Here is a 12,691-nt window from a genome sequence, read left to right as displayed (position 1 = left end):
AGCCCGCCGGCAAATCGCGGCTCTGTTCGTATTCTCGATGCCAGCTCTTAAGCGCGTTCTTTGTTGGGTACCCCAGCTGCCGAATGGTCGCTCCAATGCGTTTGCCGAGTTTTATGTAGAGCCTGACGGCGCGAATGCGGTCTTCGTAAGAATACATGAACTACTTTCAAGTAGTCCAAGTTTTCCGCCGCACCCCCTTTTTCGTCATTTCCGTTTTCCTTGTCTGAACTAAACCACTCAGCAAGGGATACGTTTTTAGGGGGCAAGGTCAGTAGGAAGGTTGATCTTTGCATGATGCCCCTAGTTTTACCTGGGGCCGACTATTTTTCCTAGCGCTTACATGCTGCTTACTCTACCAAAAATTAAAAAAGCCCGCTATCTTTTCAGTAGCGGGCTTTTCAATGCCAATGCGGCTTATTTGGCTCCTCAACCTGGGCTCGAACCAGGGACCTACGGATTAACAGTCCGGCGCTCTACCAACTGAGCTATTGAGGAATCTAGCCTCAAATTATAGCGTCAAATTTCAGATGTTTTGAGGATGCCTTAACGGCAATATTTTTTCTTCAATTTCCCTCAAATAATCAAGGAATGGGACCCAGCAAGCAATCCGATAATCATCGGGGTCAAGCGTGTACAAGCCCACCTACGATTCCACGATCGCCCATACTGTCACTTGCACCTCTACCCAAGCGGAATATTTCATGATCAAAACCTCAACGGATAAAAATAAAATTAAGTATCTTTTGCTCGAAGGCATACACCCTTCGGCCATTGATGTGCTCAAGGCTGCGGGCTACTCGCAGATAGAAAGCGTAACAGGTGCTTTGCCGGACGATGAACTCAAGCGCAAGATTGCAGATGTCCACTTTGTCGGTATCCGATCGCGTACACAGTTGACTGCGGACGTGTTTGCCCATGCGTCAAAACTTGCAGCAGTCGGTTGCTTTTGTATCGGAACCAACCAAGTCGATCTGATGGCCGCACGCGAACGCGGCATTGCCGTATTCAATGCACCTTTCTCCAATACCCGATCGGTTGCCGAACTGGTGCTGGCCGAAGCGATCTTGCTGCTGCGCGGTGTACCTGAAAAAAGTGCAGTAGCACACCGAGGCGGCTGGCTTAAGTCTGCAGAAAATGCGTATGAAATTCGCGGTAAGACACTAGGCATTGTTGGTTACGGCTCGATTGGCACGCAACTCTCAGTGTTGGCCGAGGGACTTGGCATGCGTGTGGTGTTTTTCGATGTGGTGACCAAACTGCCCCTGGGCAATGCACAACAGGTCGGCAGCCTGAAGGATTTGCTGGCGCAGTCCGACGTCGTCACATTGCATGTTCCCGAAACACAGGCAACACAATGGATGATTGGTGCCGCCCAGATTGCTCAAATGAAACCCGGCAGCGTGCTGATCAATGCTTCGCGCGGAACGGTGGTTGTCATTGAGCCGCTTGCCGATGCCTTGCGACAGAAAAAACTGTTGGGTGCTGCGCTCGATGTTTTTCCTGTCGAACCGCGCAGCAACAAGGACATATTCGAGTCTCCTTTGCGCGGACTGGATAATGTCATCCTGACGCCGCACGTTGGCGGTTCGACAATGGAGGCGCAAGCCAACATCGGCATCGAGGTCGCCGAAAAACTGGTGAAATACAGTGACAACGGCACCTCAACATCTTCTGTCAATTTTCCGGAAGTAGCCTTGCCGGCTCATCCTGGAAAACACCGTTTGCTGCACATACACCGCAATGTGCCGGGTGTGCTTGCGGAAATCAATCGGGTCTTTTCCGACAACCACATCAATATTGCTGCGCAGTACTTGCAGACCAATGAAGCGATCGGTTACGTTGTTATCGACATTGACGCCGGGCATTCCGACATGGCGCTTGCCAAACTGGCCAATGTTTCAGGAACCATTCGTAGCCGCGTTCTTTTCTAGGAAATTTCTACGCCAAGACATGCTCACCTTGAAGATATGCCGGTTTGATTCGTTGCAGCAGCGGCAGTGTGGTTTGCAGTGCTGGCTTCGCCAGTGTGCATGTTTATTGCAACACGCATCGCTTTCCCACACCTAGTGTCGCGTCACGAACTATGTGACGTTGACAATGGGGGATGGAACATTACAAAGTCACTTTGTCAGAACAAGAAAGAGCCGAGCTGCAAGACATTGCCAGCAAAGGCACGCACGCAGCGCCCAAGATCATCAACGCCCTGATTTTGCTCAACTGTGACCAGTCGGGCGGGCGTAGCGAGCGGCACAGGAGCAGCGAAATTGTGGCGATGCTCAGCGTGAGCGAGCGCAAGATTGACCGGCTCAAGAAGAAGTTTGTCCAACAAGGCCTGGAGCTGGCCCCGAACCGTCAGGACTCGCAGCGCGAGTACGCGTTAAAGGTCGATGGCCGCTTGGAAGCACAATTGGAGGACCTGAACTGCTCAGCCCCGCCTGAAGGCCAGGCCCGCTGGTCGCTGCGGCTGCTGGCCGATCGGCTGGCGGAGCTCGAATACATTGACAGTGTGTCGCACGAGACGGTCCGGCGCACGCTAAAAAAAACGAACTCAAGCCGTGGAGAAAAGTCGGCTGGGTAATTGCGCCTCAGGCCAGCGCCGCATTTGTGGCGGCCATGGAACAAGTGCTCGATATCTACAGCCGGCCTATTGACGCCAAGCACCCGGTGGTGTGCATGGATGAGACGCCGCGCCAGCTCATTCGTGAAACCCGCGAGCCTGTCGCAGCGGCGCTTGAGCCAAGGTCACCGAGCGCAGAACGAAAGCGGACTGGGCTTTGTTCGTGCAGGACATCGCGACGAGCTATCCCGATGCAGCGCGCATCACGCTGGTGATGGACAACTTGAACACGCACACGCCGGCCTCGCTGTACGAGGCGTTTGCGCCCGAGCAGGCCAAGGCGCTGTGGGATCGCTTCAAGTCGGCATTGATGGGATTCACGTGGACAATGCATAAGATAAATTACGCGCTGGTCTTAATGGGCTGGCTGCCATGAGCGTTGTGTTGAGCAGAAAATCCGCATGCGGCGGCTGTGTAGCTTGAATCCCTGTGTGGTCACGAACTTAAAGCGCGTAAAAAAAGCCATGAATGAAAAAATGACCGGGTTTCCTCAAACGTTTGAATTTCTGCGCGTTCTGTCCATCGCTGGGTCGGACAGTGGCGGAGGTGCCGGTATTCAGGCCGATCTCAAGACCTTTGCGGCTTTGGGTTGTTATGGTATGACAGCCATCACGGCCTTGACCGCCCAAAATACGCAGGGCGTGCGGGCCATTCATGGTGTGCAGCCGGAGATGCTGCGCGACCAGATTGATGCGGTGATGGAGGATATCGGCGCGCATGCGGTGAAGATTGGCATGCTCCACGCGCCCGAGATTGTGCAGACCGTAGCCAATGCTATTGATCGCCATTCCTTGCAAAACGTGGTGCTTGATCCTGTGATGGTCGCCACCAGCGGCGCCGTGCTGATTGACAACCCGGCCATAGCCGTCCTGGTGCGCGAATTGTTCCCACGCGCGCTGCTGGTCACGCCGAACCTGGACGAGGCGTCGTTGCTGGTCGGACGTGCCTTGCATCACGAGCGCGATATGGAAGCCGCTGCACAGGAGTTGCTGGCCATGGGCGCACAGGCGGTCTTGCTCAAGGGCGGCCATTTGGCCGGCGATCAGGTGTGTGATCTGCTCCTTCTGAAAAACAGACACCCTTACTGGATGCGCGCGCCGCGCATCCACACCGCCAATACCCACGGCACCGGTTGCACACTGTCTTCAGCCATTGCTGCGCACCTGGCGCTAGGAGCAAGCCTGCTGGAAGCGGTACAGGCGGCGCGATGCTACGTACGCGCCGCGCTCGAGGCCAGCGCGACAGTGCGTACCGGCGCCGGTAGCGGGCCTTTGAACCATGGTCATGCACCACTGGCCATGCGGCTTAAGCCACGGTGCTGACCTGTGGGTTTTTCAACAGCCTGCGTGTCAACCTCGCGAGCATAAAAGTCCGTGCCAGCGTTGGCAGTGCCGCTCCCGATTGGGGCGTCAGTTTTGCGAACAAGTGGTAGCAGTCCTCGCCCCGCAGCCAGATGACCACTGCGCTGATGTCGACCTTGCGTTGCGTCATGAGCCGCACCACATTTGGCTGGTCAGCCCCAGATCTACTGCTGACAATTTATTCATGCAGCCATCTCCAGTCCGATTCCATATTTCGGACAAGCCCTGTGCCTGGGCTTTGGACAGGAGTTGCCAGCTCAGCCACAGCAGCGACGCATGAACCAGCGGCAGGCCATAACGTCCAATGAACCTGCGTGCCAGCTTGACCATCGAGCCTGACAGCAGCGCCAGGAGCACGGTACCCAAGGCACTGGTAAGAAACTGGCGATAAAAAACCATCCGATGGTCGTGCGATGGCCACCCTGCCATCACGCATGACGATCAGTTCATCAATTGTCACGCCGATCAGTTGCACGATGTTCAGCAGGTCCTGCAGGCGTGCAAAGCTGTTGTGGTACATAACGTGCAGCAGACCGGCGCTGGACACGCCAGTGTCGCAACCAATCTTGCCTGTCCGGTAAGCCTGCACCCAATACCGAAACGCAAACGACGACCGTCAACCCGGCTTGGGTTCCGAGCACTGCCACCAGGCAAGCGCCGATCTGCATGGCGGACACGCCAGCCCGCAAGGAAAAAAGCCCGCACAAAGCGGGCCTGACCAGAAAGGTTCTAACGCCTGTCAGTCGAAAACCGGCGACTCCACGCCCAGCACCTTGTGCAGTTTTGGACTGGTGGTGGTGTATTGCAGGTGAATTTTCTTGTCCGGAAAGATGATGGGCGCCGCGCCGAATGCAGCCAGTGCACATTCATGGAAACCACTCAGGATCAGTTTTTTCTTGCCGGGGTAGGTATTGATGTCACCCACTGCAAAAATGCCTGGAATGTTGGTGGAGAATTTCTCGGTATCTACCTTGAGCTGCTTGCGCTCGATGTCCAGACCCCAATGGGCAATTGGGCCGAGCTTGGGCGACAAGCCAAAAAATACCAGCAAGACGTCGAGCGGCACCACGCGCGTGATGCCATCGGCACCCGTCACCTTGGCCGCCGTCAACTTGCCGTCTTTCTCGTCGTAGCCCGTGACCTGGCCGACGATGAACTGCATCTCGTAGGCGTCGCACAGCTCCTTCATCCTGGCGACGTTCGAAGGCGCTGCCTTGAAGCCGTCGCGGCGGTGAATCAGGATCACGCTTTCAGCCTTGTTCGGACCTTCAGCGACAAAATTCAGTGCCCAGTCGAGTGCGGAATCGCCACCGCCGACAATCACCAGGTTCTTGCCGGCAAAGTCGGCCGGGTTCTTGACGCGGTAGAACAACTGGCTGTTGTCGAATTGCTCCAGGCCTTCAACACGCAGCAGCTTGGGCTGGAAAGCGCCCACCCCAGCGGCGATAAAGATGGTCTTGGTCAGGAATTTCGTGCCCTTGGAGGTTTCAACGAAGAAGCGGCCGTCTTCCTGCTTTTCAAGCACGCTGACTTCCTGTCCCAGGTGGAAGGTCGGGCCGAAGGGCTCGATCTGCTTCATCAGGTTGTCGGTCAGTTCCTTGCCGGTGCAAACCGGAATTGCCGGAATGTCGTAGATTGGCTTGTCGGGATACAACTCAATCGGCTGGCCACCAGGGTAGGCAAGGGAGTCGATGACATGGGCCTTGATTTCCAGCAGGCCGAGTTCGAACACCTGGAACAGGCCGACGGGGCCTGCACCCACAATGACGGCATCGGTTTCGATGGGGCCGTCGTGCTGGGCTGCGGTGTTGATCACTTCTTGGTTCAGTTGAGGTTCCATGATTTCTTGGCTTGAATTGTGTGAAAGCTCTGGAGCGAGCCTGGCGGCGGCAGTGCCCATTTCATTAGAACCGGTCAGCGTACCAGTTCGGGCAGCTTGCCAGTCTTGTCTTTCCATTCCTCTGCATCGGGCAAGGCTTCCTTGCGCTTGGTGATGCTTTTCCAGCCGGGTGCGCTGGTCAGGTCGGCATTGATCTTGATGAAGTGCAGCTGGTCGGAAGGCAGGTCCTCCTCGGCATAGATGGCGTTGACCGGGCATTCTGGAATGCACACGGCGCAATCGATGCATTCGTCCGGATCGATCACCAGCATGTTCGGGCCTTCGCGGAAACAGTCCACCGGGCAAACGTCCACGCAATCGGTGTATTTGCAGCGGATGCAGGGGTCGGAAACGACGTGGGTCATGGTGTTATGGGCTGGTCGGTGAAAACCCTGAATTTTAAGGCAATGCCTGACAAATTCACTTGACCAAACGCATACCTGTGGAAATCAACGGATTCCCCAGGTGCTGCGTCAAGAGTTGTGAAGCGTGTCCAGCGATGTAAAAAGCAAGGGTGAGCAGGTTAAAAAAAAGGAATGAGTTTACAGAACCAGAGCAGCGCCAGAGGTCTTGTGCGAGGCGGTATCGACCAGTACCAGCGAGCCCAGGACGCGCGATCGAAAATAAGGCAGCGTGACCAGTGGCGCCTGAAAGCTCAGTTCGACATGGCCGATGGCGTTGGGCGGCAGTTCGCTGGCGTCTTCCTCGGCCAGGGTGTTCACATCGAGCTTGTGCACGATGCGTTTGATCTTGGCCTTGACCCAGCGATGGCCCTGCAGCGCCCAATAGACACGGCCGGCCACCAACGGTTCGTCGTCCATCCAGGCCATGGTGACGGACACTTCGCGCGAAGGCGTGAAGGTACCGGGCGCAAGCAGCCAGTCGCCGCGCGAGACATCGACCTCGCGGTCGAGCACGACGCCGGCGCTGTGCCCGGCCAGGACGGATTTAGGCTGGCGGATATGGCCCAGCACCTGGGCGACAACGGCGGTTTGCCCGCTCGGCAGGATGGTCACGCTCTGGCCGGGTTGCACGCTGCCGGTCGCCACGCGGCCCCAGAAAATGCGCCGGCCCTGGGAGGTATCGGCCGAGGACGAAAACTTTTCCACCCATTGCACCGGAAACGCAAAGCCTTCAGTGGTTTCTGCCGGTGTGGCAGGCAGATGTTCCAGCAGGGCCAAGAGCGACAGGCCTTCATAGCCGCACCAGCCGGGCTTGCCATCGACCACGTTGAAGCCCTTGAGGGCGGACACTGGCACCGTGGCGCGAACCGGGATTTCGGCGGCCTCTGCAAACTTGGCCAGTGCGGCGCTGATGTTCTGAAAGGCGAGGGTGGCGTCTTCCACCGCATCAAGCTTGTTCACCGCGAACACGATGGACGGCACGCGCAGCAAATTGACCAGCAGCGAATGGCGGCGGGTTTGCTGAAGCAACTCCATGCCCGGGTTTTTCCAGTCGAGCTTGGTGGCATCGACCAGCACCACGGCAGCGTCGGCGCTCGATGCCGCCGTGACCATGTTGCGTGTGTACTGCTCATGACCCGGCGCATCGCCGATGATGAACTTGCGCTGCTCGGTGGCGAAGTAGCGGTAGGCCACGTCAATGGTGATGCCCTGCTCGCGCTCGGCTGACAGGCCGTCGGTCAGCAGCGCCAGGTCGGTAACGCCTGCGCGCTGCACGCCTGCCAGGTGATCGACCAGCACCGCCTTGCTGTCCACCAGCAGGCGGCCAATCAAGGTGCTCTTGCCGTCATCGACCGAGCCGCAGGTGATGAACTTGAGCGCCGATTTAAGGTCATTTTGGCCTGTAGCGCTTTCTACATAAGTATTGCCAGCTATCAAATCTATAGTATTCATCAGAAGTATCCGTCTTTCTTGCGCTTTTCCATCGAAGCGTCGGAAGTTTTGTCGTCCATGCGCGTGGCGCCGCGCTCGCTGACATCAGCGGCCAGCGTCTCGATCACGATCTCGACGGCGGTGGCGGCCGTGCTGTCCACCGGGCAGGTGCAAGTGATGTCGCCCAGGGTGCGAAAGCGCACGGTCTTTTCAATCACCACTTCGCCCGCGCGGGCCGGGGTCAACTCGGTGACGGGCACCAGAAGGCCCTTGCGCTCGACGATCAGGCGCTGGTGCGCGTAGTAGAGCATGGGCAGGGCGATGTGCTCGCGCTCGATGTACTGCCACACGTCTAGTTCGGTCCAGTTGGAAATCGGGAACACGCGGAAATGCTCGCCGGGCTGCAGCCGGGTATTGAACAGCGTCCACAGCTCGGGCCGCTGGGCCTTGGGTTGCCACTGGCCAAAGCTGTCGCGGTGCGAAAAAATGCGCTCCTTGGCCCGGGCTTTTTCTTCATCACGGCGGGCGCCGCCGATCAGCGCGTCAAAGCGGAATTCGTCAATCGCCTCCAGCAGCGTGACCGACTGGTGCGCATTGCGCGGTTCGTCGGGATGGGCCAGGCGCACGGTGCCGCGCTTCATCGAATCCTCGACATGGCGAACGATCAGCTCGGCGCCGAGTTCTTTCGCCCGCAAGTCGCGGAAAGCGGTGACTTCGGGGAAATTGTGGCCGGTGTCGATCATCAAGAGCGGGTACGGAATGCGGCCAACGCCAAAGGCCTTTTCGGCGCATTTCAGCATGACCAGCGAATCCTTGCCCCCCGAAAACAGCAGCGCCGGGCGCTCGAAGGCGGCAGCGACTTCGCGCAGGATGAAGATGGTTTCTTCTTCCAGTGCATCGAGATGAGAATTGCTGAGCCTGGTCAGCAGCTCGGGTTCATTGATCACGGGAGGTAGGTCTACGCGAGCGTTCATGCTGGTATTTCTCGAATGGGAATGATGCTGGAAAGGGGTTCGAACGCGGCCGGTTCCTGCGCTTCGTGGGTGCCGTCGGCGGCCACATGCAGGCCGCATTCCTTGGCACTTTCGTTTTCCCACCACCAGCGGCCGGAGCGGAAATCCTCGCCCAGCGTGACGGCGCGGGTGCAGGGCGCGCAGCCGATGCTGGGGAAGAACTGGTCATGCAACGGGTTGTAGGGAAGGGCATTGGCTGAGATGCAGTGCCAGATGTCGCCATGGGTCCATTCGACCAGCGGATTGACCTTGGTGCGTTCTGGTTGCTGCTCGATGTCGTGCACTTCGGCCCGGGCAGCCGACTGCTCGCGGCGCAGGCCGGTCAGCCAGCCTTTCTTGCCGGCCAGCGCGCGGTCGAGCGGCGCCATCTTGCGGATGTGGCAGCACTGCTTGCGCAGGGCCAAGCTTTTGTACATGGCCTGCGGGCCGTTTTCTTCGACAAAGGCCGAGGTTGCGTCCGCATCGGGGTGGTACACATCGACCGTGACCGGATAGCGCTCCTCGATGCGCTTGACCAGCGCGACCGTTTCGGCGTGCAGCATGCCGGTGTCGAGCACGAAGATGCTGACGCCTGGCTTGTCGAAAAGGCCGGCTTCGTGCATCAGGTGCGTGATGACCATGTCTTCGGCGCCCAGGCTGGAGGCCTGTGTCAGCGGCGAATACTTGGCGGCAGCGGTCTTCAGCAGCGCCAGGCTGTGCGCGAGTTTTTGCGCAAAGTCGGGCGATGGCCTGGCATACAGGGAAATGGCGCTCATGCTTTGCTTCTCAGGCTGCGGCGACAGCGGCAGTGATGAAGTGAGGCTCGATGTCCACCGCGTCGCCCTGGTACTTGCCAACGCCATAGCCGGGGTAGGCGGCCAGCACGCGCCGGGCGATGGCCATGTCCTGGTCGGCGCGCAGCACGGCCACGTCAAAGCCGCTGCGTTCCATCTGTGCCAGCTGGTCCACCAGCACATCGCCCGTGGCGCGGATTTCGCCCTGGAAGCCGAGCCGGCGGCGCAGCAAAAAAGCCTGGCTGAAAGCCCGTCCATCGGTGAATTTCGGGAAATTCAGGTCAATGCGCTCCACCCCTTCGAGCGTCAACTGCAAGGGATCTGCATCGTTTGCCAGTTCAATGACATTTTGGAGTTTGGCGCTCGTGGTGTCTGGGATGGCAGCTATTAATTTCATAGTAGTTTTCTGCATGGCGAGATCAATGATGCAGCGCGTCAGCCGGCGCTGGCTTCGGCGGCCTCAAGGCGGGTGGCGCCAAAGCGTGCGCCGTTGGCGGCCGCCTTGAACGGGTCGGCGCCCACGCGGCGCAAGGTGGCGATAAAGGTTTCGCGGCCTTCGCGCTGCTGGCGATAGGTGTTGAGCATGGCTTCGATCACCTCGGGCACTTCAGCGGCCGAGAACGACGGGCCCACCGCCTTGCCGGCCAGCGCCGGGCCTGACAGGTTCGAGCCGTCCGAGCCGCCGAGCGACACCTGGTACCACTCCTTGCCGTCCTTGTCCACGCCCAGGATGCCGATGTGGCCGCTGTGGTGGTGGCCGCAGGAGTTGATGCAGCCGCTGATGTGCAGGTCGATCTCGCCGATGTCGTGCAACTCGTCAAAGTCCTGGTAGCGCTCGGTGATGGCTTCGGCAATCGGCAGCGACCGTGCATTGGCCAGCGAGCAGAAGTCGCCGCCGGGGCAGGCGATCATGTCCGTCAGCAGGTGGATGTTCGCCTTGGCAAGGCCGGCCTGGCGGGCGGCGCGCCACAGGTCGGGCAGCGCATCGGCATGCACCCACGGCAACAGCAGGTTTTGCTCATGCGTCACGCGCGCTTCGCCGGCGCTGAAGCGGTCGGCCAGGCCGGCGGCGATGTCGAGCTGGTCAGCGGTCGCGTCGCCGGGCGCCTGACCCAGGCGCTTGAACGACAGGCTCACCGCACGCAGGTCGGGGTTCTGGTGCGGCGCCACGTTCTGCTGCAGCCAGCGGCCAAAGGCGGTTTCGTCTTCAGCGGCAATCGGTTGCACACCCTGCGGTGCGCTGTTCAGCGTGGGCGTCACAAAGCAGGCGGCCACCCGGTCGTATTCGGCCTGCGTGATGGTGTGCGGGCCGCCGTCGTGCCCGATGATCTGCTGGTATTCGGCTTCGACATCGTCGATGTAGTTCTGGCCTTCGGCCTTCACCAGGATCTTGATGCGCGCCTTGTAGATGTTGTCGCGCCGGCCGTAGCGGTTGTACACGCGCACCACGGCTTCGAGGTAATTCATGATCTGGTTCCATGGCAAGAACTCGCGGATCACCGTGCCGATGATCGGCGTGCGGCCCATGCCGCCGCCCACCAGCACCTTGAAGCCCAGTTCGCCAGCGCTATTCTTCAGCAGTTGCAGGCCCACGTCGTGCCAGCCAATGGCGGCACGGTCTTCCCTGGCGCCGCTGATGGCGATCTTGAACTTGCGCGGCAGGAAGGCAAACTCGGGGTGCAGCGTGCTCCACTGGCGCATGATTTCGCCGAACGGGCGTGGGTCGGCAATCTCGTCGACCGCGATGCCGGCGCGCTCGTCGCTGGTGATGTTGCGGATGCAGTTGCCGCTGGTCTGGATGCCATGCATGTCCACGCTGGCGAGCAAATCCATCACGTCGGCCGACTGGTCGAGCGCAATCCAGTTGTACTGCACGTTCTGGCGGGTGGTGAAGTGGGCATAGCCCTTGGTCAGCTGGGTGTGCACCGACTGGCCGTTCTTCAGCGCCACCGGTCCCAGCTTGTCCTGCGTCGCCTGTGCGCTTTCGAGTAGCGCCGGATTCGGCTGGTCGTAGTCGCGGGCAATTTTGGCCAGCACACGCAACTGGGCGCTGGAGAGTTCGCCATAAGGAACGGCCACGCGCAGCATGGGCGCATAGCGCTGCACATACCAGCCGTTTTGGAGGCGCAGGGGCTTGAATTCGTCTTCAGGCAACTGGCCGTTTTGCCAGCGCGTCAGCTGGTCCCGGAACTGGGCGGCGCGGGCTTTCACGAACTGGCGGTCAAATTCGGTGTATTGGTACATGGATGTTGTGGGACAAAAGAAAGTCGTTGGCAATTAGATGGAAATGAGCTTCACGCCGGCATAGGCGAGCAGCACGGACAGCAGCGAGCGGATCACCCGGTCAGACGTCCTGCGCATCAGCTGCGAACCAATCCAGATACCGGGCAGCGAACCGGCCAGCAGCTTGAGCAGCAAAGGCCAGTCCACCGAACCGATGGAGGCGTGACCCAGGCCAGCCACCAGGGTCAGCGGCACCGCATGGGCAATGTCGGCCGCCACGATGCGCGGCAGGGGAAGTGTAGGGTAGAGCAGCATCAGCACGATCACCCCAATGGCGCCGGCGCCGACCGAGGTCAGCGTGACCAGCGTGCCGATGACCGCGCCAAACACCATGGGCAACGCCCAGTGCCGCGCGCGCGTGGCCTCGGCAATCCGCTCAGGGGCAATGTGTAGGGGCGGTGCCTTGCCACGCACCACCTTGTAGAAGGTTGCGCCGGCCGTCAGCAGCAGCGCCAGGCCCAGTGTCGTTGTCATGATGGCCTGCGTGGCCGGATTGGCCGGGCCAAGGCGCTGCAGCAGATAGAGCGTGGCCAGCGCTGCCGGAATACTGCCCAGTGCCGTCTGACCGACGATTTTCCAGTCCACGATCCTGGCGCGCGCCAGGCTGATCGTGCCGCCCATCTTGGTGAAGGCGGCAAACAAAAGGTCGGTGCCGATTGCCAGGTGTGGCTTGACGCCGAACACGAAGATCAGCAATGGCGTCATCAGCGAGCCGCCGCCCACGCCGGTCAGGCCCACCACGATGCCCACGACAAAGCCGGCGAATACAAAAGCGAAATCATGCATAAGGGCAAAAATGTATCGGTGTCGCATATAAAACCAAACAACAGTTTTGTTCTGCCTTTATGCGAATAAGCATATTCACCAGTCTGCATGCGGCTTGGGCGCGGTTTTCTGTTGACCGGGCTGCCGGAATTGCATCGCGCAGCC

General features: G+C 59.4%; 11 protein-coding genes, 1 tRNA gene and 2 pseudogenes. 3 read left to right on the top strand and 11 right to left on the bottom strand.

The features are described 5' to 3' along the window. A pseudogene (locus IWX85_RS18140) lies at positions 1–157 on the bottom strand (IS3 family transposase); the annotation flags it as partial. 262 nt (positions 158–419) lie between these two features. Then, a tRNA-Asn gene (locus IWX85_RS18135) sits at positions 420–495 on the bottom strand. Positions 496–701: 206 nt separating this feature from the next. On the opposite strand from IWX85_RS18135, the gene serA reads away from it, so the two are divergent. From serA to thiD, 3 genes and pseudogenes are all read left to right on the top strand, one after another. Then, entirely contained in the window at positions 702–1,931 is a 1,230-nt protein-coding gene (serA, locus tag IWX85_RS18130) for a phosphoglycerate dehydrogenase (protein ID WP_196870678.1), read from the top strand. A gap of 173 nt (positions 1,932–2,104) precedes the next feature. Then, positions 2,105–2,918 (top strand): annotated as a pseudogene (locus tag IWX85_RS18125) (helix-turn-helix domain-containing protein); the annotation flags it as partial. Between the two features lie 175 nt (positions 2,919–3,093). Beyond that, positions 3,094–3,939, top strand: coding sequence for a bifunctional hydroxymethylpyrimidine kinase/phosphomethylpyrimidine kinase (thiD, locus tag IWX85_RS18120; protein ID WP_196870681.1), 846 nt, complete (start codon positions 3,094–3,096; stop codon positions 3,937–3,939). 165 nt (positions 3,940–4,104) lie between these two features. Here the strand turns inward: thiD and IWX85_RS18115 are convergent, their stop codons facing one another. The 9 genes from IWX85_RS18115 to IWX85_RS18075 all read right to left on the bottom strand — a co-directional run bounded on the left by IWX85_RS18115 (position 4,105) and on the right by IWX85_RS18075 (position 12,547). After that, on the bottom strand, positions 4,105–4,377 hold the full coding sequence (locus IWX85_RS18115) for a hypothetical protein (RefSeq protein WP_196870677.1): 273 nt from the start codon (positions 4,375–4,377) through the stop codon (positions 4,105–4,107). 340 nt (positions 4,378–4,717) lie between these two features. After that, positions 4,718–5,818, bottom strand: coding sequence for an NAD(P)/FAD-dependent oxidoreductase (locus tag IWX85_RS18110; protein WP_036811152.1), 1,101 nt, complete (start codon positions 5,816–5,818; stop codon positions 4,718–4,720). Between the two features lie 74 nt (positions 5,819–5,892). After that, positions 5,893–6,222, bottom strand: a complete 330-nt coding sequence (gene fdxA / locus IWX85_RS18105; protein ID WP_036811155.1) for a ferredoxin FdxA — start codon at positions 6,220–6,222, stop codon at positions 5,893–5,895. 177 nt (positions 6,223–6,399) lie between these two features. Further along, complete coding sequence (locus IWX85_RS18100) at positions 6,400–7,713, bottom strand: sulfate adenylyltransferase subunit 1 (protein WP_196870676.1); 1,314 nt, start codon at positions 7,711–7,713, stop codon at positions 6,400–6,402. Next, positions 7,713–8,666 carry a sulfate adenylyltransferase subunit CysD gene (cysD, locus tag IWX85_RS18095; RefSeq protein WP_036811161.1) on the bottom strand — a complete coding sequence of 318 codons (954 nt, stop codon included), beginning with the start codon at positions 8,664–8,666 and terminating at the stop codon, positions 7,713–7,715. Before cysD ends, IWX85_RS18100 begins: the two co-directional genes overlap by 1 nt. Then, a complete protein-coding gene (locus IWX85_RS18090) occupies positions 8,663–9,460 on the bottom strand; it encodes a phosphoadenylyl-sulfate reductase (RefSeq protein ID WP_196870675.1) in 798 nt (265 codons plus the stop codon). The genes cysD and IWX85_RS18090 overlap by 4 nt, the downstream gene beginning before the upstream one ends. A gap of 10 nt (positions 9,461–9,470) precedes the next feature. Further along, the gene (locus IWX85_RS18085; protein WP_036811167.1) at positions 9,471–9,875 is read right to left on the bottom strand and encodes a DUF934 domain-containing protein; all 405 of its coding nucleotides are present in this window, start codon (positions 9,873–9,875) and stop codon (positions 9,471–9,473) included. A 38-nt stretch (positions 9,876–9,913) separates the two neighbouring features. Further along, positions 9,914–11,722: a nitrite/sulfite reductase gene (locus tag IWX85_RS18080; RefSeq protein WP_036811170.1), complete on the bottom strand. Its 1,809-nt coding sequence runs from the start codon at positions 11,720–11,722 to the stop codon at positions 9,914–9,916. Between the two features lie 33 nt (positions 11,723–11,755). Continuing rightward, positions 11,756–12,547, bottom strand: coding sequence for a sulfite exporter TauE/SafE family protein (locus IWX85_RS18075; RefSeq protein WP_036811173.1), 792 nt, complete (start codon positions 12,545–12,547; stop codon positions 11,756–11,758). Positions 12,548–12,691: the final 144 nt, after the last annotated feature.

Origin of the sequence: Polaromonas sp. CG_9.11 (assembly GCF_015752225.1) — a bacterium.
Lineage (GTDB): Bacteria > Pseudomonadota > Gammaproteobacteria > Burkholderiales > Burkholderiaceae_C > Polaromonas.
The sequence above is the reverse complement of the archived record's forward strand: the minus strand, read 5'-3'. Positions and strand labels throughout refer to the sequence as shown.